This window comes from Pseudomonadota bacterium, from assembly GCA_039028935.1.
In the GTDB taxonomy this organism is placed as follows: Bacteria; Pseudomonadota; Gammaproteobacteria; order Steroidobacterales; family SZUA-146; genus SZUA-146.
In genome coordinates, this window is the sequence record JBCCHD010000047.1 from 1 (window position 1) to 25,027 (window position 25,027).

19 protein-coding genes are annotated in these 25,027 nt (G+C 56.8%); 9 read left to right on the forward strand and 10 right to left on the reverse strand.

Annotated elements, in window-relative coordinates; genetic code table 11:
• From AAF465_15460 to AAF465_15470, 3 genes are all read right to left on the reverse strand, one after another.
• A partial coding sequence (locus tag AAF465_15460; protein MEM7084125.1) for a (2Fe-2S)-binding protein occupies positions 1-418 on the reverse strand: 418 nt, incomplete at its 3' end.
• On the reverse strand, positions 408-728 hold the full coding sequence (locus tag AAF465_15465) for a sarcosine oxidase subunit delta (protein MEM7084126.1): 321 nt from the start codon (positions 726-728) through the stop codon (positions 408-410). The genes AAF465_15460 and AAF465_15465, both read right to left, overlap by 11 nt.
• A 2-nt stretch (positions 729-730) precedes the next feature.
• Positions 731-1,972, reverse strand: coding sequence for an FAD-dependent oxidoreductase (locus AAF465_15470; GenBank protein MEM7084127.1), 1,242 nt, complete (start codon positions 1,970-1,972; stop codon positions 731-733).
• Between the two features lie 109 nt (positions 1,973-2,081).
• Between AAF465_15470 and AAF465_15475 the strand changes: the two genes are divergently transcribed.
• Positions 2,082-2,903 carry a class II aldolase/adducin family protein gene (locus AAF465_15475; protein ID MEM7084128.1) on the forward strand — a complete coding sequence of 274 codons (822 nt, stop codon included), beginning with the start codon at positions 2,082-2,084 and terminating at the stop codon, positions 2,901-2,903.
• A gap of 92 nt (positions 2,904-2,995) precedes the next feature.
• On the opposite strand, the gene AAF465_15480 is transcribed toward AAF465_15475, so the two are convergent.
• The gene (locus AAF465_15480) at positions 2,996-5,671 is read right to left on the reverse strand and encodes a choice-of-anchor B family protein (GenBank protein MEM7084129.1); all 2,676 of its coding nucleotides are present in this window, start codon (positions 5,669-5,671) and stop codon (positions 2,996-2,998) included.
• A 161-nt stretch (positions 5,672-5,832) separates the two neighbouring features.
• Complete coding sequence (gene folD, locus AAF465_15485; GenBank protein MEM7084130.1) at positions 5,833-6,693, reverse strand: bifunctional methylenetetrahydrofolate dehydrogenase/methenyltetrahydrofolate cyclohydrolase FolD; 861 nt, start codon at positions 6,691-6,693, stop codon at positions 5,833-5,835.
• Between the two features lie 284 nt (positions 6,694-6,977).
• On the opposite strand from folD, the gene AAF465_15490 reads away from it, so the two are divergent.
• Positions 6,978-8,339 carry an MATE family efflux transporter gene (locus AAF465_15490; protein MEM7084131.1) on the forward strand — a complete coding sequence of 454 codons (1,362 nt, stop codon included), beginning with the start codon at positions 6,978-6,980 and terminating at the stop codon, positions 8,337-8,339.
• 61 nt (positions 8,340-8,400) lie between these two features.
• On the opposite strand, the gene hppD is transcribed toward AAF465_15490, so the two are convergent.
• Positions 8,401-9,480: a 4-hydroxyphenylpyruvate dioxygenase gene (hppD, locus tag AAF465_15495; GenBank protein ID MEM7084132.1), complete on the reverse strand. Its 1,080-nt coding sequence runs from the start codon at positions 9,478-9,480 to the stop codon at positions 8,401-8,403.
• Between the two features lie 124 nt (positions 9,481-9,604).
• Here hppD and AAF465_15500 point away from each other — a divergent pair, with 124 nt between their 5' ends.
• The 3 genes from AAF465_15500 to AAF465_15510 all read left to right on the forward strand — a co-directional run bounded on the left by AAF465_15500 (position 9,605) and on the right by AAF465_15510 (position 11,925).
• Positions 9,605-10,087 carry an Lrp/AsnC family transcriptional regulator gene (locus AAF465_15500; protein MEM7084133.1) on the forward strand — a complete coding sequence of 161 codons (483 nt, stop codon included), beginning with the start codon at positions 9,605-9,607 and terminating at the stop codon, positions 10,085-10,087.
• A gap of 1 nt (position 10,088) precedes the next feature.
• Positions 10,089-11,423 carry a hypothetical protein gene (locus AAF465_15505; protein MEM7084134.1) on the forward strand — a complete coding sequence of 445 codons (1,335 nt, stop codon included), beginning with the start codon at positions 10,089-10,091 and terminating at the stop codon, positions 11,421-11,423.
• A gap of 181 nt (positions 11,424-11,604) precedes the next feature.
• Positions 11,605-11,925, forward strand: coding sequence for a 2Fe-2S iron-sulfur cluster-binding protein (locus AAF465_15510; GenBank protein ID MEM7084135.1), 321 nt, complete (start codon positions 11,605-11,607; stop codon positions 11,923-11,925).
• Between the two features lie 139 nt (positions 11,926-12,064).
• Here AAF465_15510 and AAF465_15515 read toward each other — a convergent pair whose 3' ends face one another.
• The 3 genes from AAF465_15515 to AAF465_15525 are packed head-to-tail and all read right to left on the reverse strand — an operon-like array spanning position 12,065 to position 15,716.
• The gene (locus tag AAF465_15515; GenBank protein MEM7084136.1) at positions 12,065-13,936 is read right to left on the reverse strand and encodes an N-acyl-D-glutamate deacylase; all 1,872 of its coding nucleotides are present in this window, start codon (positions 13,934-13,936) and stop codon (positions 12,065-12,067) included.
• Complete coding sequence (locus AAF465_15520; GenBank protein MEM7084137.1) at positions 13,933-14,862, reverse strand: alpha/beta hydrolase; 930 nt, start codon at positions 14,860-14,862, stop codon at positions 13,933-13,935. Before AAF465_15520 ends, AAF465_15515 begins: the two co-directional genes overlap by 4 nt.
• Positions 14,859-15,716, reverse strand: coding sequence for a fumarylacetoacetate hydrolase family protein (locus AAF465_15525; protein MEM7084138.1), 858 nt, complete (start codon positions 15,714-15,716; stop codon positions 14,859-14,861). The genes AAF465_15520 and AAF465_15525 overlap by 4 nt, the downstream gene beginning before the upstream one ends.
• A 229-nt stretch (positions 15,717-15,945) precedes the next feature.
• Here AAF465_15525 and AAF465_15530 point away from each other — a divergent pair, with 229 nt between their 5' ends.
• Together AAF465_15530 and AAF465_15535 are read left to right on the forward strand one after the other, a co-directional pair.
• Complete coding sequence (locus tag AAF465_15530; GenBank protein ID MEM7084139.1) at positions 15,946-18,990, forward strand: aminotransferase class III-fold pyridoxal phosphate-dependent enzyme; 3,045 nt, start codon at positions 15,946-15,948, stop codon at positions 18,988-18,990.
• Positions 18,991-19,008: 18 nt separating this feature from the next.
• The gene (locus AAF465_15535) at positions 19,009-20,781 is read left to right on the forward strand and encodes an ABC transporter transmembrane domain-containing protein (protein MEM7084140.1); all 1,773 of its coding nucleotides are present in this window, start codon (positions 19,009-19,011) and stop codon (positions 20,779-20,781) included.
• 115 nt (positions 20,782-20,896) lie between these two features.
• On the opposite strand, the gene maiA is transcribed toward AAF465_15535, so the two are convergent.
• A complete protein-coding gene (maiA, locus tag AAF465_15540; protein ID MEM7084141.1) occupies positions 20,897-21,547 on the reverse strand; it encodes a maleylacetoacetate isomerase in 651 nt (216 codons plus the stop codon).
• A 344-nt stretch (positions 21,548-21,891) separates the two neighbouring features.
• Between maiA and AAF465_15545 the strand changes: the two genes are divergently transcribed.
• Entirely contained in the window at positions 21,892-23,196 is a 1,305-nt protein-coding gene (locus AAF465_15545; protein ID MEM7084142.1) for an acetyl-CoA C-acetyltransferase, read from the forward strand.
• Positions 23,197-23,214: 18 nt separating this feature from the next.
• On the forward strand, positions 23,215-24,963 hold the full coding sequence (locus AAF465_15550) for a 3-hydroxyacyl-CoA dehydrogenase NAD-binding domain-containing protein (protein ID MEM7084143.1): 1,749 nt from the start codon (positions 23,215-23,217) through the stop codon (positions 24,961-24,963).
• The last annotated feature ends 64 nt before the right edge of the window (positions 24,964-25,027 follow it).

The window sequence follows — 25,027 nt, forward strand, 5'->3', positions numbered from 1 at the left end:
AAAAGGCTTTGTAATAAAACCCAACCGGCAAAAAGCGGCTGAGCCAACCGAGCAATCGATAGCGGTCGCGCATCAATGATCCCGAGACGTTCACCGGATTCACGCTGAGACCGTCTGTGAGTGGCTCTCGGTCCGCGAGTGCATTGGGATTATCCGGTGTCTGAACCAGGGTGTTGGCGTCATGTCCTGCCATTGTTACCGCGCCGCGAGCGCGGTGATACTTAAACGAACGGCTCAACACAAACTGCCCGGATGCCGCCAGCGCGCTCGCTACCGTATCGCCCTTAAAACCCACATAGGGATGTCCTTCGAACGTAAAACGCAGGGGTTGCGTTCGATCCAGCCGCGAGCCAAACGGTTTCGCGAGCCGCGCCTCCGTGCCGCTCACGTTCCGAGCGTCCGCACGTTTATCGCTCATCGACATCTCGCCTGTCGTCGTTTGATGCGGATTGTGGTGAAACGTTTGAGCCGCCAAACCGTTCACTCGCTTCGAACGTGCGCACGATTTCGTCGGTCAGCGTATTGCGCTCGGCCAAGAACCAATACGAGGTGGGTGCGTGACACCACCACTCGAGCACGATACCCGCCTTGTTTTCATGAAAGAACACATACTCAGCCCAGGTGGCTGAGGAACTGCTCTCTGGGTTCGGCATATCATGGCATTCTCCGCCGTAAATAAACTCGGCGATATTGCGCTCGCCGTTCAGAGGACACTTCATGCGTTTCATTTTTAGTGACTCGCCGCCGTGGCACCGGCTTCGTTAATTTGTTCGAAGCGATAAAATCGCTCAAGAGCAAACGGCTCGATCAGCGACGGTACACGGCGCGTAGCGACCAGCTGAGCCATGGTCTTGCCACAAATGGGCGTGGCTTTAAATCCCCACGTGCCCCAGCCGGCGTCAAGATAATAATTCGTCAGTTCACACTCACCCATGACCGGGCTGTAGTCTGGCGTCATATCGGTCATGCCGGCCCACTGTCGCAATAGCTGCGCCTGCGCAAGAAACGGAAATAGCTCCAGGATGGACGTGGCAAGTTGTTCGCGCATTTCGAGCGTAGCGCGGGTGTTGTACAGCGGCGACGGATCCGAACCACCACCGATCACAAACTCTCCTCGGGAGGTCTGATGGGTATAAATGTGCAGCTGCGGCGCACTCACATGTGGGTCGAGCAAAGGCTTGTAGGGCTGGGTCACCATCGCTTGCAATGGATAGGTGTGAAACGGTAGCCTAAGCCCCGCCATACGGCCAACCAGCGAACTGCTACCCGCCACGGCCTGCACGTACACATCGGCTTCCACACGCCCGCGGTTCGTGTTCACGGCGTTGACACGACCATGCTCTACGTCGATGCCAGTCACCTCGGTCAATTGATGCAGCTCGACGCCTCGGGCGCACGCACCACGAGCGTACCCCCACACGACGGCGTCGTGCCGCGCCGTTGCCCCATCGGCATGCCAAAGTCCCGCCATAATCGGATATCGCGTATTGCCATCCAAATTGAGATGGGGCACCAACTCGCGAATCGTTTGGCGATCAACCAGTTCAGAGCGCACGCCCAGATGTTGGTTCACTTCCGCTCGCCAACGCATGCTGCGTACGGCCGCATCCGATTGCGCTAGGGTCAACTGACCGCGAGGCTCATAGAGAATGTTGTAACCAAATTCGTTACTAAGCTGTTCAAACAATCGCACCGATTCGGCGTAGAATTCGACGCCCTCCTGCGTCAAGTAATTGGACCGAATGACGGCCGTATTCCGCGCGGTATTACCCCCACCTAAATAGCCTTTCTCAAGAATCGCTACGTTGGTGATGCCGTGGTACTTCGCCAAGTAGTACGCCGTTGCGGCGCCATGTCCGCCGCCGCCGATGATGACCACGTCATAACGCTTAGCCAGCGGCTTTTGCGCGTTGAAATGGTCGCCAGCGCGGTATCGACGACGCAAGCCTGATGTCAGTAAACCAAGCGGCATAAGTGCGAGCCTTGAATCCGATCAACACACGCAAGGTAGCCACCCCAGCAGGGCGGGTCAAACCCTTCAACCCACTATTAGTCAAACTAATAAAGGAGGTGCAATTGTTATGTCTTCCAGGTACTTACCCAATCAGGTAAAGCCCGAGAAACGTTTGGTGCTACCATGCGGTGATGAACCGCAACGGGCGAGGAAAACCATGACAGATGAAGAGCGGCAACGACGAATCGAATTGGCCGCCGCCTATCGACTAGCCGCGCGTTTTGGCTTCAGCGACATTGTGTGGAATCACATCACTGCCAAAATTCCGGGCGGACACGGTTTTTTAATCAATCGCTTCGGTCTGCGATTTGACGAGGTCACCGCCTCCAACCTAGTGACGATTGACCTCGATGGCCATGTGCTTAACCCGGGAACCGCAGACAGTACTGATGCCATCAACACCACAGGGTTTGTTATTCACCGCGGCATCCACGCTGCGCATGCCGATGTCGCTTGTGTGATGCATTCGCACACGCCGGCAGGCATGGCAGTATCCACGCTCAAAGACGGTCTCACTACGCTGGTGTTGGACGCTATGGTCTTTCACAACCGAGTGGCTTACCACCCCTTCGAGGGCGCGTCGGTTGACCGTGCTGAAAGCGAGCGTTTGGTGGCGAGTCTCGGGTCGCATCGCGCCATGATTCTTAAGCATCACGGACTACTAACCTGCGGGGCCACAGTCGGTGAAGCGTTTATCAAAATGTTCTATTTAGACCGCGCGTGCGCGGTGCAAATCGCGGCCATGTCCACCGGTCAAACCCTGGCGGTGCCGCCCGCATCGTTACGCGAAAAAACCGCGCAGGATTACGCCCACTTTCCGCATGGTAAATATGAGTGGCCGGCGCTATTGCGTTTGCTGGACGAGCAAGAGCCCGACTACAAATCATGATGCTTAGATCGAGATCAAACGCCGTTTAAACAACCGATACGCAACGCGGCCGGGATAAACCCGGCCGCGCTGTGTTACGTGCCAAACTTAGACTAGAACGTCGCGATGCCGCTAGGCCCCGGTGGTCCGAAGAAAAAGTCTTGCATGATCGCCGAATCGAGGAAGTTGACGGTGCCATCCCCGTTAAAGTCGGCATCGAGCCCAGGTCCGGTTTGCAAGAAGTTGTCGCTAAACTCGGCCAAATCCAGGAAGTTCACCGTCCCGTCATTGTTTAGATCGGGATCGCAAATGTTGCCAATGCCATCGCCGTGTGTGTCGCGCTGATCTGGGTTGGCTACGAGCACACAATTATCCAAATCGTCGGCGACGCCATCCCCATCCGAGTCGAGGAACTGCGGCGACGGTGTGGTGCAGATTTCGAGCCCCCAGCCGATCAGCGTTCCACCATCAGCCGGATAGCTGTCACTAACATTGAGTGTCCAATCGCCGGTTCCTGGGTTTCCAGTAAAGGCGGACATGTTATTGCTCGGTAAGTGCGTGCCCTGATCGTTATAAGGACACGGCAGCGGTGTCGCCGCCTGGTCATCGAGGCTCACATGGAAATCATCAAGACTCCCACAGCTTTCCTCAATGATGCGCACCATGGCATTTTCGGCGTGTCGATTGTTGCCGGGACCGCGATGTGCGTGAAGCTGTGGCCCAATGAGTTCAAACGTCAAATCGCCCAGATAGGAATGCAAACCGCGAAGGTCGATCACATTCACATCCACGACTTCTCCAATCGAATTGGACGTCAACGTAGAACTGATTGTGTTGACCGACGACGCATCGATGGTCTTGGGCACATCGGCGCTCGTGTAGGTCGTGCAAGCCGGAGCGGCGGTCGTGAACGAGGCCGCTACCGAGGTAGAACTACCGCACGCATTGTGACTGGTGACACGCCAATACAACGTGCTGTCGCTGGGGAAGGCACCACCGGCATACGTCGGCATCGACAGATCGGTCGCGCTCACAATGACGTTAGTGAAGCCGGCGTCGGTCGCAACCTCGACATCGTAGCGGAAAGCGCCATCAACCGATGTCCAGTGCAACGGCTGATTGGCTGATACGTTTGTCGAGCCATTAGCCGGCATTTGAATACCCGCGCTAAGCGGCGCACTGTCAGATACCTCAACATCCAGATCAACCGATTCGCGCTCCTTGCCCACATCACCATCGATCGTCAGGCGATATTGACCGGATCCGGATTTTGTCACCGACACATCCACACCCACGGTCGCCGGTGGCACCATCACACTCTCGGTTAGCGTCGCGGTAATATTCGGCGGTGCACCGGAAAGCGTGAGTGCCACTTCCTCGGTAAACCCTTCCGATGCGGCCAGCTCAAGATCGGCCGAGGCACTGCCGACACCACACACATCCAGTCGCTCAGGATCAATCTCCAAGCGGAACGTTGGCGCGAGACTGGTCGGGCGCAGAACAAACAACCCAGACTCGATGCCGCTGACGATCACCGTGCCACTTTCAAAGTAAGGATAGGTGCTCCAGGCGCCATTAAAATTCGCGTTGTCATTGCTTGGATAAACGTCAAAAAAGGCCTCTTCGACCAGCACCGCGTTGGCGGGATCCTCCGCTTTGAGAATGCGTAAGCCCGCGCGATAATTGGCTTGGAACGCGTATTCGCCTTTCACGTACATATTGTGATCGATGGCGGCCGTTGAGCTGACGTGTTCACCCGCGAGAAACGGCGCAGACGGATCACTGACATCAAACACTCGGGTTTTGGTGTTGTGCCCCTGACCGCTCTCGTCGAGTTCGTCGTCGAGCAGAAAGTAATTGTGGTCTTCGGTGAGCCAGCCTTGGTGCGTGTACGCCGAATTAGCATAAGGTAGGCGCGCGATTTGTACTGGGTTGGCTTTGTTGCTGACATCCACAATAGTCAGCGTGTCTTCGTTTGAGTTGAAGCACAGTTCGCTGCCGTGATGAAAACTATGCGAGTCGCCGGCGAACACGACACATTGTGTGTCGTGTGTGTAGCCATCATCGGAGTAGCAACCGGAGAAACTGGGTGCCGCCGGTGACGAAACGTCAATCATGTGAAGACCACCTGAACACGTGCTGGTACCGACCGCATACGCAAAGCCCGTTTCCTCATTGATCGCAATATTGTGCGCGTTACCAAACTCACCATAGTGCGTTGTGTTGGAAAACGTTTGCGGTGTGGTCACGCCGCGCAATTGACGCAAGTCAAACACCTGCATGCCATGGCCGGACGCTTCACTCACAATGTAGGCGTGGTTTTTTGACACTTTGATGTCGCGCCAGGTCGAATTCGACGTATGCGTGGGCAAATTGCCCAAGTAAACCGGACTGATCGGATCGGAGATGTCCACAAACGAGGTGCCGCTCGAACGACCCATAATGGCGTATTCTTTGCCGGTCTGTGGATCCGTCCAGCCCCAGATGTCGTTTCCAGCTCCACCACCGATGTCACCCAGCGGCATGAACGACAGAAGATCGACGTTGCTGCATGGATAGCCGGCCGCGAAGCCGCCGGTGCACGGTGTTGCCGCAATCGCACGGGTTGCCGGTGCCACGAGATCATCGGCGCGCACCGAACCCAGCGGCGAGAAATTGGCCGACGTCAAATTCCGTACGTCGCTGCCGCCGTCGGTGGTCGCAACCGGACACGACCAGGCGGGCACGGCCAGCATGGCGATCACTGGCACAAGCGCCAGCCGCCCCCATCGAGAGATTGAGTTGATCATATTGTTCCCCTGAATTGAGTTGGCGCGCCCTTCTTACTGGGACACTATTACCACTGTCAGGGAGTATAGGACGATTCGACGCCGCGGCACATTATGACCGAGCGTTTTCCGCAATCAGCTTAACAAAATCAATAGCTTAAGTCATTATTGAACGAAAATGATCATCCCAGTCGTCTGGCCGCTTGGAGCGTGTTGCGCAGGAGGCAGGCGATGGTCATCGGACCTACCCCGCCCGGTACCGGCGTGATGGCGCCAGCGACGGCTTCGGCCGCATCAAAATCGACGTCGCCGACAAGCCGTCCTTTGCCACCGTCTTGCGCCTCGATGCGATTAATACCGACATCGATGACAATAGCGCCCGGCTTAATCCAGTCAGCTTTGATCATCTCGGGTCGGCCCACCGCCGCCACCAGTATGTCGGCGGTCCGACAAAGCGCGGGCAAGTCCCGCGTTCTCGAATGCGCGATGGTGACCGTACAACTCTCGGCCAACAACAACGACGCCATCGGTTTTCCCACAATATTGGAACGCCCCACGACCACCGCATTCATGCCAGACAAATCCGGCACGTGATCTTTGACCATGAGCCAACATCCCAATGGCGTGCAGGGGACAAAGCCGTCGTCGCCGATCACCAATTTGCCCACGTTGTTGATGTGAAAACCATCCACGTCCTTGTCGGGCGAAATGGTGTTGATCACCAATTGTTCGTCGAGATGCTTAGGCAGCGGAAGCTGTACCAAAATGCCGTGCACGCTGGCGTCGTTATTGAGCTGATCGATAAGCGACAGCAACGCGTCTTGCGATGTGTCCTCGGCCAGCTCATGCGTGAAAGAGTTAAACCCGACCTCTTTGGCCATTTTGCCTTTGCTGCGCACGTAGACCTGACTGGCAGGATCCGATCCGACAATCACCACGGCAAGCCCCGGGGTCGTGCCGCTTGCCACCAGATCAGCCGTTTCGCGGGCGATCTCTTCTCGCAACGCTTGAGCGTGTGCCTTACCGTCTATCCGATCTGCCATACTGTTCTCTCCGCATCGAGTTCATCGTACCCGTTCAGGCACGCCAATCTTTGTATTTTAATCCAACGCCTCGCGCCAAACGCTGGGCAAGCGACACGGATATGTGCCATTGCGGCGGTCCTGATCGACTGCGCGGCCATGCGCGCTGCGCGCGCCTTGTCGGCACAACTGCCCTCTTCACCCACCGCGTCGCTTGAGCGCCCTACCCACTCGACCGGTCGCATGCTCAGGATTTATTCACGCGCAACAAGTAGAATACCTCCACGTTTTTCTGATCTGACAGTATGCGAATCACGCCCGACGACATTCTTAACGGCCCCACCGCTCCGGTCCTTCGCCGCATGACCATTCCTATGGTCTGGGGCATCGCGGCGATGTTTTTGTTTCAAATGGTCGATTTGTACTTTATTGGGCTATTGGGCACACAGGAGCTGGCGGCCATTTCGTTCACCTTTCCGGTGACGTTCACAATTATTAGCCTCGCCATTGGCATCACAATCGCGCTCTCGATCACGGTGGGCAAGGCCATCGGCGCTGGACGCAAAAACACAGCCGCACGCATCGCAACCAATGCCATTATTGCCGGCATTATTGTGGTGGCTGTTATTGCCGTTGTCGGCCTCAGCACCGTCGATGCCCTGTTCACCCTCCTCGGTGCCAGCCCCGCCACCATCGCGTTAATTCACGAATACATCGATCTTTGGTATTTATATTGCGTCTTTTTGGTTGTGCCCTACATCGGCAACTCAGCGATACGCGCGACCGGGGATACCTTCTGGCCTAGCCTGCTGATGATCAGCAGCGGCGTGGTGAACATCGTGCTCGATCCGCTGCTCATTTTTGGTATCGGTCCGTTTCCAGAAATGGGCATCCGCGGTGCCGCAGTCGCGACGGTGATCGCCTGGATCGTCACCTTTCTCGGCTCACTGTGGCTGCTGGGTATACGCGAAAAACTGTTGTTGATCGCCGTTCCTAACGTCCGCACGTTCATCGATGACACTTGGCAATTGTTTAAATTAGGCGCACCGATCTCGCTAGCCAACATGGCGGTTCCTCTTGGGGTCGCGGTGCTCACCAAATTCGTATCAACACATGGCGAGGCGGCGGTGGCCGCCTTCGGCACGGGCAGCCGCATCGAGAGCATGGCGATGGTCGTGTCGTTCGCGCTTACAGCCGCGTTATCGCCCTATATGGCGCAGAACTTTGGCGCCAGCAATTCAACCAAAGCGCGCGAGGCCCTGGGCATTGCACTTCGTTTTGGCTTCGTCTTTCAGTTGATTGTGTACCTGGTGCTCGTGGTCCTGAGCGGCTGGGTTGGTCATATATTTAGCGACGATCCAGTCGTTATCGATAACGTCGCACTCTACCTGTGGATCATGCCGCTAGGCGGTGCGTTTTATGCGCTGTTTATCGTATACAACACCGCGTTTAATGCATCAGGCCGCAGCGGTCTAACGCTCCTTGGGACCGTCGTGCGACTGGTGGTTCTCGTCATTCCGCTTGCGTGGATTGGCCAGCGACTATTTGGACTCACCGGCATTTTCGGCGGCGTGGTTATTGGCAATGCACTCAGCGCACTGTTTAGCGTTTGGCTCTTCCGGCGCTATCTGAACACTCAGGTCGACGGGTCACCCGCGCCAACCTAACGTATCGATCGCACCCTGTGTTCGACGAGCGTGATTGCCTCACGCTCGCCCAACATCACGCTCAGGTTTCAGGTGCTTCCAACACACCGCGACGAATCTGATCCAATTCGAGTGATTCAAACAGCGCTTGGAAATTCCCCTCGCCAAAGCCGTCGTTTCCTTTGCGCTGAATAATCTCAAAAAAGATCGGGCCGATAACGTTCTCGGTAAAGATCTGCAGCAGCAAGCCTTGTCCTTTGTCCGGTGCACCATCAATCAGGATGCGACGTTTGCGCAGTTCATCAACTGGCTCTCCGTGCCCTGGCAGACGCTGATCAATCAGGTCAAAGTAGGCGTCCATCGTGTCTTGAAGACCCACACCACGTGCTGTCAGATCATCCACACTGTCGTAAATGTCGTGCGCGCCTAACGCGATGTGCTGAATGCCCTCGCCTTTGTACTCGCGCAAGAATTCTTCGATTTGACTGTGTTCATCCTGGCTTTCGTTGAGTGGGATACGGATCTTGCCACACGGACTGGTCATGGCTTTTGAAAAGAGTCCCGTTGCCTGTCCTTCGATATCGAAGTAGCGAATTTCTCGGAAATTGAATAAATCCTCATAAAAGGACGCCCACTTATCCATCTGGCCTCGATGGACATTGTGGGTCAGATGGTCGAGGTACGTCAGACCGGTACTCGCAGCCGCCATCTTTTCTTGCCAGTTCTCAACAAATTCAAAATCAATGTCGTAAATCGTGCCGTTTGCGTACCGATCCACAAAGTACAACCGGCTCCCACCGATGCCCTCAATGGCGGGAATATTGAGTTCCATGGGACCCGGATCCGTGGGGCACGGCGTGGCACCCAGTTTTACCGCACGGTCAAAAGCAAATCCGGCGTCCTTGACGCGAAACGCCATGGCGCAGGCACACGGCCCGTGGTCGCGCGCAAATTCCTGGGCGAAACTGTCGGGTTCTGCATTAATGATGAAATTGATGTCTCCCTGTTTGTGCAGCGTGACATCTTTGGACCGATGGCGAGCCACCTCGACAAAGCCCATTTTTTCGAACAGCTGCCGAAGCGCTGTTGGATCAGGTGCGGCGTACTCGACGAATTCGAATCCATCAGTTCCCATCGGGTTATGGGGCATGTTGTCGCTCATGGCAGCATCCTGTTCCAATAAAAAGGTTTCATAGTATACCTTCTTATTGATGGCGAAAACTGCCGTTTTCAATCATAATCGCCAATTGTATTGCCGTATTTCAGCACAAAAATCGATTAAACCGATGGATTCCACCAACCTTGATAAATACGATATTGCGATTCTCACCGCCCTGCAGGACGACGCTCGCCTGTCGTGGGTCGAATTGGCGGAGCGGGCCAGCCTCTCGCCAAGCTCGTGTCAACGGCGCGTCCGAGCGCTCGAAGCGTCCGGCGTCATCGCCGCCTACCAGGCACAACTTGATACGAAAAAAGCAGGCTACGACGTCGCGGCCTTTGTTGCCGTGAATGTCGAACGACAAAACTTCTCATTAGCTCAACAATTTCGGGCGGCACTGCTGCGAAAACCAGAAGTCTTGGAATGCCACCTCCTCTCCGGATCCATCGATTTTATGCTCCATGTTGTCGCGGTCGATCTGCGCGCATTTGGCGAGTTTATCCAGCGCGAAATCCTAAGCTTGCCGGGCGTAAAAGACGCCACCTCCTCGATCGTTCTCGAGGAAATTAAAAAAGTCGGCCCGACGGCTCGACGCAGTGAACGGTCGTAACATGAGCGATTGTCTTGTGGCCTCCCAATCGTTTGGTCACACTACGTCAATGAACAACAGACCGCATCGTTCGCGAGCCATTCGACTTGCGTGGCTCACGTCGCTCGTTGTGCTGATCGGCGGCTGTGAAGCACCACCCAGTGAACACCCGCCACCGATAAACACTCTCGACAACCCCGCACCCACTAACGCGCAACTTCCCAACATTATTGCGGGTGGCAAAGGCGCGCCGCTAATACTCAGTTGGATCGAAACACAGGGCGAGAACACACATCGCCTACGCTATTCAACGTGGTCGCCCAAAACACATTGGTCAGCATCAGAAACTGTCGCAACCGGCGGCGATTGGTTCGTAAACTGGGCCGACTTTCCCGCCGTGTATGCCGTGGACTCCGACCGACTCGCTGCTCACTGGCTTAAGCGCTCTGGACCCGACACGTATGCATACGATGTGATCACACGACAGCGCATTGACGGTGTGTGGCGCGCATCACGTAGCCCCCACCTCGATGGCACCCAAACCGAACATGGTTTTGTGAGTTTTTATTCGATTGGCGGACAACCGGCACTGGCGTGGCTGGATGGCCGCCACACCGGATCCAGTGGCGGCGATCATGCCAGCCATGCCGATTCGAGCGGCAGCATGGCCTTACGTACACGCACACTTTCCAGCACCCCCACGCCCCTTATCGAACACAGCACGTTACTCGATGACCGAGTCTGCGACTGCTGCCAAACCGCGGCCGTCAATACGGATAGTGGTGCGATCATTTTCTATCGTGATCGATCGCCCGACGAAGTGCGCGACATCGCTTATGTGCGCTATGACTATTCATCGAAGACCTGGAGCCCGCCCCGCGCTCTGCATCGCGACAATTGGGTGATCAACGGATGCCCGGTTAATGGGCCACAGGCAGCGGCGCAGGGCCAGACGATTGCGGTTGCCTGGTTTACGGCGACGCCGACACCGCGTGTGCAACTGGCGATGTCTGACGATGGCGGTGCACAGTTCGACGCACCGGTACTGGTCAGCGACGCCAACCCACTCGGTCGCGTCTCCATCGGTATCACGCCCAGCGGACGCGTCATGGTCGGTTGGATCGAGACTCAGCGCGACAACGCCGTGCTCAAGACTACGCTCTACACCCCGCAAGGACATAAGATACGAACGCTGGATATCGCCACCGTCAGCTCGACCCGAAGAAGCGGCTTCCCTCGCCTTGGGGTCGTCGACGAACACACCGCCCTGATCGTCTGGACGGACTGGCAGGGCGGCACCAGTCACGTGCGAACCGCAACGGTCGCGCTACCCCCCGCTCAAGACGACACACACTGACACTGAATTTTGGGCGGGCAATGGTCAACCAGGCCCTATTCTGGCCTTTTGATTCCCACATGAAATCGACGCGTGGTTGCGTATAATGCGCGCTGGACTTGGAGGTCTCGCTGACCCGGAACCCCCACCGCCAAAGGCAGTCCACTTTGCTGCAATACCCATCGCATAGGATACGCACGATATGCCAAAAATCACTGTTAAAGACCTGCAGGGCGAATCACAGGTCATCGACGCCAGCAGTACCGGCAGCCTCATGGAGGTGTTAGTCGAAGCCGACTACGACGACATTGAGGCCATATGCGGTGGTTGCTGCGCCTGCGCGACCTGTCATGTGTATGTCGCCGATGAGTGGGCGGAAAAGCTGCCCGAAGCCGCAGACGATGAAATCATGTTGCTCGAGTCAGTTGATGCCTACGACGAACGTCGCTCGCGCTTATCGTGCCAAATAATGATGAATGACGACGTCGAAGGTCTCGAACTGGAAATTGCTCCGCCTGAATAAACCCGGCGCCGTCCACCAAACATGACGACGTCTCGGCGTGCTCGGGGTATCACATCAACCGCACACATCGTTTAACAACACCGGACACGTAACGAGTCGGTGATGGGTTATACCTATCGCCGAATGACTACCCGACGCGTCACGCTACCGCAGTGAGCGCCCGTCCCCAACGCTGTTTTCCGTGCGCCTCCGTGAACGCATTGTTTTCCCAGGCCAGATTACCCGCGACAAAAACAGCCGCGACCACATCGTCGCTGCGATTGACCAGTTGCTCATGACGAAACGCCTCGCGATAGATCGAGCGCGTGGCGGCCTCACTGTCGTACACGCGTAATTTTTGTGGATCGACCAACACCAGATCGGCGCGCGCGCCAACATCCATCGATCCAGCATCAATGTTAAAAAATTCCGCCGGGTCACGCGTGAGGCGCTTGACCAAATAGGCCACCGCATCCAAACCGCGCCCCATAGCGGATTGCAAGCCACGCAAATTCGCATCGTAAAACGCCATATTGGTTAAATGCGCGCCCGAGTCATTAAACCCGGGAAGTACTCGTGGATCGAGAAGCGTATCCAACGTGATCGTGGGATCGCGATTGGCAACGACCGAATACCAGTACAAATCGGTGTCGAACTGGCGCAACATTTCCAATAAAAAACGCGCCTCACAATCAAGAGGTGACGGCATACTTTCGAAACTACGGCGCTCATCGTCACTCTCACACGCATACTGGCCATTCTGCCAGCGCTGCAGTCGCGCAAATACGGCACCCAGATCGAGTCCCGACCACACGTCGACCGGACAACGATCAATGACCATTTCATCGATGTTACGGGTAAACGCGTAGTCTTCACGCGACAGCCAACGCTTCAACCGCGCCACGCTAAATCCGCGTTTGCCGTGCGTCCACATGCGCACAAAGTCTCGTTCAAACTGCGGATCGTTGAGTACCGCCTGACGTCCCTCCCGATCTTCCAAGTCGGGCTCATTGAGCAAACGCAGCTCGTCGATCTCTTCGAAAATCGGCGTAATCGGTCCCTCTCCCCACACTTTAAACGGTGCGGCCAATCCCTGAATGGCGAACCGACCCTTGATCAACGTTGAGTTAAGAAAACGGGTGAGAAACCGAATGGTTTTTAACAGGCCGCGATTTGCCGCCACATCGAGCGCAGCGACCGCAGTGAGTCTGAGGGGTCGACCGTAGAGTCGCCCGCTGGTCAGCAGAAAATTACGCAAAATCTGAATACGACTGTCTTTTGGCGGCGTCGCTTGCCACACGCGATCGTGTCCACGCAGCACGTCAGTAAGCGCTTTGAGTTCGTTAAATGTGCCGTACTGAGTCGGTATTTTTTTTCGTCGATTTGGATCGTTGGCCAGAAAGTGGAACGGTAAGGCGTCGGTTGAAAAACCCACGTAACCCTCATTCATCGCAAGTTCGAGCAAGTCTTGCATTTGCTTGATTTCATTCTCGTTGGGTTCGCGGGCCACACTTTGCTCAAACCCCATCACTTCGATTCGGAGCATTGAATGCGGCACCATCGGCACAATGTTAACGCCAAGCGGCAGCGTATCAAGATGCGCGAGATAGTCTTTTGAAGTTGTCCATGTGGCTCGATCCGCGACTTCTTTAAGCACGGGTTTGGGGATATTCTCGACTCGCGCAAAGCAATCAACAATGGGATCAACATTCTCGCCCTTATCGCGTTGCGCGCCATACGCCAAACCCAAACTGCAGTTGCTCACAACCACTGTGGTGGTGCCATGGCGCACCGCCTCGGGCAGCCCGGGTGCGAGCTCCACTTCCAAGTCAAAATGGGTATGAATGTCCAGCAACCCAGGCATGAGCCACAATCCACGTGCCTCAATGACACGATCCGCTGTGGCATCAAGATGCGCCGCTCGCGCGGCGACTTTACCGTCGACGATTGCGACATCCTGGCGTACTGGAGTTTGGCCGGTACCATCGAACACCAGCGCATCGTGAATCAGCGTATCGTAATGCGCGGTCATACTGTTTCCTCAAAAAATGTCAGCGCGTGACGCGTGACGGCGTCCGGTGCCTCGAGCTGCGGGTAGTGGCCGATCGTCGGCAACTCAATAATCGTACCGCGACCGACGAGTTCGCGATAGCGGGCCACCATATGTGCGCCCGACACGGGATCACTGGAGCCGTTGATCAGGGCCAACGGTACGGTCGACACTCTGAGCGCATCCAGCCAGCGCTCACGATGAACACGTCGGTCTTTGATGTACCACATGAGTCGATGCATATTGGAACGGCCGTTATTGTAATTCATTAGCTGCCAAAAATTGTCCAACTCAGTTTGCGATGGTGGTGTCTCACGCCCGAACACCGCCGTGAGATTTCGTTCAAGCGCAGCGCGCCCCATTAACCGCACAAACAGCCCTCCAGCCGGCCCGACCAGCAGCTTTTGGGCAAACCTGGCGCGGTGTGTTTCGGGAAATAGGCCACCATTGAGCAGGCACGCCGCCACGATAGTGGGCGCCGCTTGCTGGCGACACCGAGCCAAAATTTCCTGAGCGACGGTATCGCCATAGTCGTGCGCCAGTAACGCACAGCGTGACACACCGCGAGCGGCGAGAAGCGCAAGCACAAGATCGGCCTGCTCGTGAATGGAGTAGCGCTGACGCGGCTTATCCGAATAGCCAAAGCCCAGCAGATCCATCGCGATCACTCGATAGCGCGCGCATAATGCGTCCCACTGCTTGTGCCAATCCCAACTGGATGTCGGAAAGCCATGAATCAGCACAATGACATCCTGATTCGCCTCCGCGCCGCTATCGATCACGAACAGCGAGTGATCGCCGACTTGCTCCATCCCACCCAGCGCTCGCCAATCGTTGAGCGTATAGCCTTCGGATGTCGATTGTTTAGTGGGCAATGACGGTCTTAGCGTCGTTTGATCGGTTGTCATGCCTCAGGCTCGTCTACCACGTGACTGCGTAAGCAGCCGACGTCCGTAATGTCGACTTCCACAACATCACCCGCTTTCATAAAGATCGGTGGCTCCCGTTTCACGCCGACGCCCCCAGGAGTACCCGTCACGATCACATCACCCGGCGCGAGACGCGTGAACGTGGTCACGTACGCAATGAGTTCCGGTATCGAAAAAATCATCAAATCGGTGGTAGTGTGCTGCATGGTCTCACCATTGAGTCGCGTCGTCAGCGTCAACGCGGTCGGGTCGGGCAACTCCGCGGTTGTCACGAGTGCAGGTCCGAAGGCGCCTGTACGCTCGAAATTCTTGCCGGGCGTGAATTGCGTAGTATGCCGCTGCCAATCGCGAATCGAAATATCGTTGAACGCGCTGTACCCGGCCACCAACTGCATGGCGTCCTCGACGGCGACATGACGCCCTGACCGACCAATGATCACGGCCAATTCGCCTTCAAAATCCATCTTCTGTGACACCTTGGGGCGCCATACCGCTTCGTTGTGGCCAACTAGACAGTCGGCAAAACGCGCGAACACGGTGGGATGGTCGCGCTCCTGATTGCCCGTTTCGATGCGATGGGCGTGGTAGTTCAAGCCGATACAAAAAATCTTGCCCGGCCGCTCAATCACCGGCCGAAACCGCACTGCCTCCAGCGGAATCCATTGACGCTCATCCGGCACTAAGACCGATAAGTCACCCTCGGTTTGATGCAGCAGATGTTTGAGACTATTTGATGGCTTTGCATCACGAAGCGGCATCACCACATCGTCCGTTAGCCAACCCACTCGAGCGTGCTCAGGCGTAACGGAATCACAATAGGTCACAAATGGCATAACGTATCCAGAACCCTTATTCAACAAGCAAAAGAGTACGCAGGCCGAGGCAGATTCTCAACAACACCGTCTTTTTGAATGGGCCAACGCTCCACGGAGCGCAAAACTCGTTGGCCGACGCCAACGAAACCCTGTGGGTAGGATGCTGGTAACGATCCGGCTTATGGCCCACAATCGGTGCGGCGATTAGTCTTCCCTTTTTCTGTGTACCACTAACATTTCTGACACGATGATTTCTCCTGACCTCCCTACCGCTCTCGAGACGCAATTTGGACTCCGTGGCGAACTGAAAGCACTCTACAGCTATTTGGATGAGAGCTTTCTGCTGACTGTTGACTCATCATCAACATCTGCCTACGCGAGGCAGCGCCTTGTCGTGAAAGTGATGCACTCGGGCGCCAATCCGCTATTCGTCCACAAACAGATTGCGATACTCGATCACCTGCGACGCGCCGGGGACGCCCACGCCCTCCCCCCCACAGCCGCCACCGTCCCAACACTGGCGGGTAGCGGGCATGGCGCACTTCTCGATGACAGTGGCAATGAACGCATTATATGGGTGGTTGAGTTTCTCGATGGGGTGCTGGCCGCCGATCAACAGCCGTATACGCGCTCCGGTATCCGAGCGTTGGGGAAATCGCTTGCGCAACTCCACGCCTGCCTGACGGGCGTCGACCATGCGGGACTCGAACTCGACTTCTCGTGGCGCCTGACCAACGTCGACTGGTTGACCCAGCAGACCGCCGATCTGATCGCCGCCTATCCGAGCCACGGTCAATGGCTCGCAAGCGCCATTGCCGACTTCGATCGAACGGGAGAGGCTAGCGCCTTCCATCACGCGTTGACCGCTCTGCCTGCACAGGCCATCCATGGCGACATTAACGAGCACAATGTGCTGTTTTCAGCGCAGTCTCTTTACGATCCCCATCATCAGCACGTCGCCGGACTCATTGATTTTGGTGACGCTCACCGGGCGCCGCGCATTTGCGATCTGGCAATCGCCGCCACGTACTTCATGATGAACCAGGACGATCCGTGGTGGGTGCTCACTGAGTTAATCACCGGCTATCATTCGATCACGCCACTGTCGCGCGCCGAGGGCGAGCTGATCATGCCGCTGGTGCGTCTGCGCCTGGCGCAAAGTCTGGCACACAGCATGCGCAGCAGGAAGACCGGCGACGACTATGTGACGATTTCGCAGCAACCTGCCTTGCGATTGATCGATCAGCTTCGCGGCCTGCCCAACCCGTTTGCACAATGGTGGGTTCTTGCCGCGATCGACATTCATCCGCTGAAGCAAAAGCAAGACGCGCTCACACACACACTGTCGGACACAACCCTGTCCCCGATGGTTGACAAAGACCTAGCACAGGCGCCCGTACTGGATTTGAGCCCGGCTTCCGGAGAACCCGTTGATGTTTTCGCCGGCGACATGCCCGATCCGATCACATCGTCGGACGACGTCGCGCTGGGCCGCTATGGCGAGCCCCGCCTCGTCTATCAGTCGCCGGCCTTCAAGTCAGGCGCGCACCCCGCCGAGGACGCCCGCACCATCCATGCGGGTGTCGACATCTTCTTAGTCGCCGGATCACCGGTATTCGCACCGCTGAGCGGCACCGTGCACGCCATTGAAAATCGGACGGCTAGACAGGACTATGGTCCAACAATCGTGCTCCGGCACGAGTTGGCGGGCGACGCCTTTTACACTCTGTATGGACACCTCGACCCCGAATGCCTCGGGCACCTTGACGTGGGCGACACCATCGATCGCGGGGCCCGAATCGCGCGGGTGGGTGCGCCACCTGATAATGGCGACTGGCCACCTCATTTACACTTTCAGTGGGTGCTCGAGGACCTCGATTGGGGAACGGACATCAATGGCGTGTGTCGCGCTCGTGATTGGTGGTTGTGGCAGCAGCTCTTTCCCAATCCAGCACCGTTCCTCGGCTGCCACCCAGAACGGATTGCGCACGCCGTAACCGACGATACCCTGCTGCTTCGACGGCGCGATGCACGAGTGGGCAGCAGCCTGTCGGTCGCCTATGAGCGGCCCGTTCAGGTGGTACGCGGTTGGATGCAATATCTGTATGACCAATATGGTCGCTGCTATCTTGACGCGTACAACAACGTACCGCATGTCGGTCACTGCCACCCTCACGTCGTTCGCGCCGTGGAACGCCAACTCAAGACCTTGAGCACCAACACCCGCTATCTGCACGAAACGATGCTCGATTATGCGGAGGCGCTGACCGAACGCCTCGCGGCCCCCCTCGATACTGTGTTTCTGGTCAACTCAGCCAGTGAGGCAAACGAGCTAGCGCTGCGGCTTGCTCGCACGGCAACCGGGGCGCGGGATCTGATAGTGATGGCCGATGCCTATCATGGCCATACGACGTCGCTGATCGACATCAGTCCTTACAAAGCCGAAGGCCAAGGCGGCGAAGGCTGTCCCGATTGGGTGCATATCGTCAGCGCCGTCGATGTGTATCGTGGTCGCTATCGACGTGACAATCCCGACGCCGCCGAACGGTACGCGGACGAAGTGCGTCAAACCATAACCACACTGCCGGCGCCGCTGTGTGCGTATATCGCCGAATCACTACCCAGTGTGGGTGGACAGCTAGTCTACCCAAAAGGCTATCTCACTCGGGTCTATGACGCGGTGCGCGACGCGGGAGGCGTGTGTATCGCCGATGAAGTACAAACGGGTTTCGGCCGTACTGGAGAGTATTTTTGGGGATTTGAACAGCAAGACGTCGTGCCCGACATCGTGGTGCTGGGTAAACCCATCGGCAATGGCTTTCCACTGGCGGCGGTGATCACCACATCGTCCATCGCCCAAACCTTCGACAATGGCATGGAGTTTTTCAGTACGTTCGGCGGCAACACGGTGGCCTGTGCCGCCGGCCTGGCCGTGCTCGAAGTGATGGAGCAGGACAATCTGCAGGCACATATAAAAGACAGCGGCGACTATCTCAAAAACACGTTGGAGGAGACACTCAGCACGCATCCTCTCGTTGGGGACGTGCGCGGCATGGGCCTGTTTTTGGGAGTCGAACTGGTCACCGATAAGGTCGCACTCACGCCCGCCACTGCGCAGGCCGGTTACATTAAGAATCGTCTCAGAGAACTCGGCGTCCTCATTGGCACCGATGGCCCGCATGACAACGTATTGAAAATTCGACCGCCGTCACCATTTACTCGACAGGACGCCGATTTTCTCGTGTCCAAGCTGTCCCATGTGCTTAACGACACCGTAATGCGAACTTCGTGAATCAGACTGGCCATCACTATTAATCCGACAACCCGTAATCCACGTGAGGCGCTAAACCGTCTTCGTCCGCTCCGCTATTTATGGCCCTACGCCTACGCGTATCGCCGCCAGGTCGCCTACGCGCTGCTGTTTTTGATTTTGGCCGCCGGCGCGATGCTCGTGTTACCGACGGCCGTGCGCTACATGATCGACAACGGTTTTTCGAGCGACAATCTCGGCAACCTCAACCGCTATTTTCTCGCATTGTTTGTTGTCGCCGTTTGCCTGGGCATTTTTGCCGCGCTGCGCTTTTACTGGGTCTCTTGGTTGGGCGAACGAGTGGTCGCTGATGTACGGACGAATTTGTACCGACACGTAACGGGCCTGAGTCCAGCGTTTTTCGAGCACACGCGCACGGGCGAGGTCCTATCTCGCCTGAACACGGATACCACGCTTATCGATACGGTTGTGGGCTCCAGTTTCTCGATCGCGCTACGCAGCGCCGCCATTTTAATCGGCTCGGTGGTCATGCTGTTTGTCACAGCGCCTAAGATGGCCGCCGCCCTGGCGCTGGTGATACCGGTGGTACTGGCGCCGATCATTTTTTTCGGTCAGCGAATTCGAACCCTGTCCCGACAGAGCCAGGACAGCATTGCCGATTTCAGTGCGCTGGCGACCGAATCGTTAAACGCCATACACACCGTGCAGTCGTTCGCCGCGGAGGAATTTGAACGCGGCCGCTTTCGCGATGCGGTGTCGACGGCGTTTGGCAAGGCGCGTCGACGCATCGTGTTTCGATCCCTCATGTCCGCCATGGTGACGATCAGTCTATTTGGCGGCATTGCGCTGATGCTCAAAAGTGGTGCCACCAGCGTGGCGTCCGGCACCACCACTGCCGGCACGTTGGGTCAATTTGTTCTCTACGCGTTGCTCGCGGCGAGCGCGACTGGCGGCCTGAGCGAAGTGTGGGGGCAGCTTCAACGCGCTGCCGGCGCGGTTGAACGAATTGCTGAACTGATGGCAACGCCATCGGCGATCCAAGATCCCGAGTCACCGGTTGTACTCGGCCATGCCACCACAGGCGCCTTTTCCTTCGATAAGGTGACCTTCGCGTACCCATCCAGACCGGATAAACCGGCACTGAGCGATTTTTCGTTGACGGTCAATGAAGGCGAAACCGTAGCGCTCGTGGGTCCTTCAGGTGCTGGCAAAACCACCGTGATGGACGTGCTCTTGCGCTTTTATGATGTTCAACAGGGTGTCATTACCGTAAATGGCGCGCCGATTACCGACGTCGCACAAGGCGACCTTCGTCGTCAGTTTGGCGTTGTCGCTCAACACGCCCAAATTTTTTCATGTAGCGCGGCGGATAACATCGCCTATGGCTTGCCCGAGACCCCAATCGACGCGATTACCGAGGCGGCAAAAACCGCGCTGGCCCACGAGTTCATCAGCGCGCTTGATCAAGGCTACGACACGTATTTAGGCGAGCGCGGTGTGCGCTTATCCGGCGGTCAGCAGCAACGCATCGCCATCGCACGGGCGATCGTGCGGCATCCTGCAATACTATTGCTGGATGAGGCAACAAGTTCATTGGATGCCAAGAGTGAGGCGATGGTCCAAAGTGCGCTCGATAACGTCATGGAAAATCGCACGACGCTGGTTATTGCTCACCGCTTAGCGACGGTATTACAGGCCGATCGCATTGTGGTGATGGACGAAGGCCGGGTGGTCGCTACCGGTACGCATGACACGTTGATAAAAGAAGACGGCTTATATCGAGAATTTGCCTCACTGCAGCTTGCGAACTGACCGGGCATAGACTGACGGTTGGGTGGGTGTGATGACGGCTTGACGACCGTCAGCCCGGTGCCACCCTTCCCAAGATGGCTTGATGAAAAATCCCAGCGCTTGCCCGTATCGCGCGCTACGGGGAATCCGGTTGCGCGGACGGATGTGCGCGGGCAAAGGCTTCGAGCGCCTCACACTCGTGATGAATCGCACGGATAACCGGATACGGCGCCATATCCACGTCGAAACGCTGGTTATTGAGTACCTGTGCGTACAAACAAATATCGGCAAGGGTCGGCGCGTCGCCGTGACAAAAGCGCCCGGTGTCAGGTTCGTTGGCAAGTCTCGATTCCAGCGCGCTGAATGTGTTGCTGACCCAATGCGCAAACCAATCGCGAACCGCCGTGTCGTCCGCACCAAACCGCGAGCGCAGAGTATTGAGAACGCCAAGATTGTTGAGCGGGTGAATTTCGCACGCGATCATCAGCGCCAGTGACCGCACTCTGGCTCGCCCCAATGCATCGCTGGGTAGAATCGGAGGTGTCGGACACGTTTCGTCCAGATACTCAAGAATGGCCAGCGACTGCGTCAGTACTTTGTCCGGACTCAGCTGCAGTGCCGGCACCAACCCTTGCGGATTGACCGCCAGGTAGTCGTCCGTCTTGTGCGCTTTATCGAGCAACGCATAGGAGGCGTAGTGATAGGACAGCTGTTTGAGATTCAGTCCAACGCGCACGCGCACGGACGTCGAGCTTCGAAAATAGTTATGGAGTACCCATTCGGTCATGCCCGCGCCCTGTGTCTGAAGAGTATGGGGATAGCAATGTACCAGAATGATCGCCCTGCGCGTGGCGAGCGGTCCGCTAGGCGCGATTGGGTTGCCGACTTCACGCGAGCGACCGGCCGAGGCTCGCATGGGGCCTGACGCGCCATTGACGCCATCATGACGACACAGAACGTCACACGAACGCCCACTCATTTTGTTGCGTTGCGAGGCACTAGATTTTATGATGGTTACGAGTTCGCGTAATGCGCTCAGCGCCACATCATTCCGAATCTTCTATTCACATATTTAGTTTTTATTTCATTGTTTTATGAACTAAACCTGATGTGATTTAACCGGAGAAAATCATGCCCGATTCGCGCGCCTATCCCGCGGGACGCCCTGTATTTATTGTTGACGGCAGTCGCACACCCTTCTTGCGCGCGGCTGGCCGCCCCAACGCGTTCTCAGCGTCTGATCTGGCGGTGGCCGCCTCACGACCACTGATCGCCCGACAGTCGTTTGAGCCAATGGACCTGGACGAGGTCGTCCTCGGCTGCGCCATGCCCAGCCCGGACGAGGCGAACATTGGGCGGATTCTGGCGCTGCGTTTGGGCTGTGGCCATGCGGTGCCCGCGTATACCGTGATGCGCAATTGTGCGTCAGCCATGCAAGCGCTGGATTCGGCGGCCAAAGACATCAGTCTCGGCCGCGCCGATCTGGTCCTCGCCGGGGGCACTGAAGCGATGAGCCGTGCTCCGCTGATTTACAACGACACCGCGGTCAACTGGTTTGCCGACACGGCGCGAGCCCGGTCAGCGCTTGCAAAATCTCGAGCCATGGCGAAGGTGCCACTCAAGGCGTTTATGAATCCGATTATCAGCCTCATTCGAGGGCTGAACGACAGCACGATCAACGTCAATATGGGGCAAACCTGCGAAATTGTTGCCCAACGATTCGGCGTAACGCGAGACGAGATGGACGCCTACGCGGTGCGCAGTCATCAGCGCCTCGCCGCGGCGATCGATGAAGGACGACTGGCCGAGGTAGAGACGCTCTATTCGCCGTCTGGAGCGGTGTTTGACAGTGATACCGGTTTGCGTCGCGACAGCAGCATGGACAAATTGGCCAAACTCAAACCGGCGTTTGACCGGCGCGCGGGCATTGTGACCCCAGGGAATAGTTCACAGATCACTGACGGCGCCGCCATGTTGATTTTGGCAAGTGAAGAAGCCCTCCGCCGCCACAACCTAACGCCAATGGGGATGCTGGTCGATACCTCATGGGCTGCCCTAGACCCTGCGGAAATGGGCTTAGGGCCGGTTCACGCCACCACCCCACTACTCCAACGACACGCACTGTCGCTGAGCGATATCGATGTGTGGGAAATTAACGAAGCCTTTGCCGGTCAGGTGTTGGGCTGTGTTCGAGCGTGGGAAAGCGACGACTACTGTCGGTCGTTGGGCCTGGACGGCGCGTTGGGTTCGCTGGATTCGGAGCGCTTGAACATCGACGGGGGCGCAGTGAGCATCGGCCATCCAGTCGGTGCCAGCGGCTCCCGCATCGTGCTACACGCGCTTCACGCGCTTAAGCAACGAAACGAAAAACGCGCCGTGGCAACGCTTTGCATTGGCGGTGGCCAGGGCGGCGCTATGCTACTTGAACAAGTTTAACCAAAGGGTATGACGACAATGAATAACTGGACAGTCACTACCGACGGCGACCAGATTGCCTGGGCCATGCTGGATAAAGTCGATGCGAGCGCGAACACACTCGGCAAACAAATCATGGAAGAGCTCAATGTGCTTCTTGGTGAACTCGAGGCCACTAAACCCAAAGCGGTGGTGTTCGGTTCAGCCAAAACCAGCGGGTTTATCGCCGGTGCCGACATTACCGAATTCACGCAGGTCACGACGCCCGACGCGGCGTTTGAAATGGTACGTGCGGGTCAACAAGTGCTCGATCGGCTCGAGGCACTGTCATGCCCGACCATTGCGATGATTAACGGCTTTGCGCTCGGTGGCGGTCTGGAACTTGCACTCGCCTGCGACTACCGGATCGTCGTCGATGAGGATTCTGCACGACTCGGACTGCCCGAAGTCATGCTCGGTATTCACCCAGGCTTCGGCGGCACAGTGAGGACGCCGCGTCTGGTGGGCCCGATCGCAGCGCTGGACATGATGCTCACAGGTCGTGGATTGCGCCCCAGTGCTGCACGCAAAATCGGCCTGGTCGATGCGGTAGTGCCGCGTCGACACCTCACGCGCACTGCGCGACATTATGCGTTGTCTCCACCTAAGAAAGCGCGCCTTTCCCTCAAGAATCGTCTATTAAATTCCGCCGCCGCACGGCCACTCATCGCCTCGATGAGTGCCAAGCAAGCCGCTAAGAAAGCGTCTCGCGAACACTATCCGGCGCCTTACGCGATCATCGATCTTTGGAAGAATTACGCGTCGAATCCGTCGCTGATGTATGAAAAAGAGGCGCGTTCGATCGCCGAACTTATCTGCGGCCCAACCGCACAGAATCTCGTCAAAGTGTTTCTGTTGCAGGACCGTATGAAGTCGATGGGCGCCGATACCGAATTCCCGGTTGACCATGTGCATGTGATCGGCGCCGGCGTGATGGGCGGCGACATCGCAGCTTGGTGTGCTTTGAAAGGGATTCGTGTCACGCTCCAAGACCGCGAAGCACAATACATCGCGCCCGCCATTAAACGTGCGCACAAGTTGTTCAGTAAAAAACTTCGTAAACCCCATCTTATCCAGGCGGCCATGGATCGACTGATGCCGGACGTGGACGGCGACGGCATCGTCAATGCCGACGTCATCATCGAGGCCATTTACGAAAATCTCGACGCCAAGCAAGCGCTGTATGCCACCATCGAGCCAAGGATGAAGTCGACCGCCGTGCTAGCAACGAACACATCGAGCATAAAGCTTGAGGCACTCAATCAGTCACTGAGCCGCCCGGAGCGACTCATCGGGCTACACTTTTTCAATCCCGTGGCAAAAATGCAGCTCGTAGAAGTGATCTATACCGACAACACGGACCGAGGTGAGGTCGACAAGGGCATTGCCTTCACACGACAAATCAGCCGCTTGCCGCTGCCGTGTCGCAGCGCGCCCGGTTTCGTCGTGAATCGCATTTTGTTTCCCTACATGATCGAAGCGATGAAGATCGGGCTGGAGGGCGTGCCCCTTGCCGCCATCGACAATGCCGCGCAACGCTTCGGCATGTTTATGGGGCCGGTGGAACTGGCCGACACCGTTGGGCTCGACGTGTCTTACCACGTGGCGCAAGTGTTCGCGAAGGAATTCGGTATGGAAATTCCAGACAAGCTCAAGCACATGGTCGACGCGAAAACGTTGGGGCGCAAAACAGGCAGCGAGAGGAGACGTAACAACTTTCACTGCACCGTTCGTTCGTCCCTTCTTTGACCTACTTTGTAAGATATTACTCGTGGTTTCTTGTCCTATTAAAAATTCAAGAAGAAGACAGAGA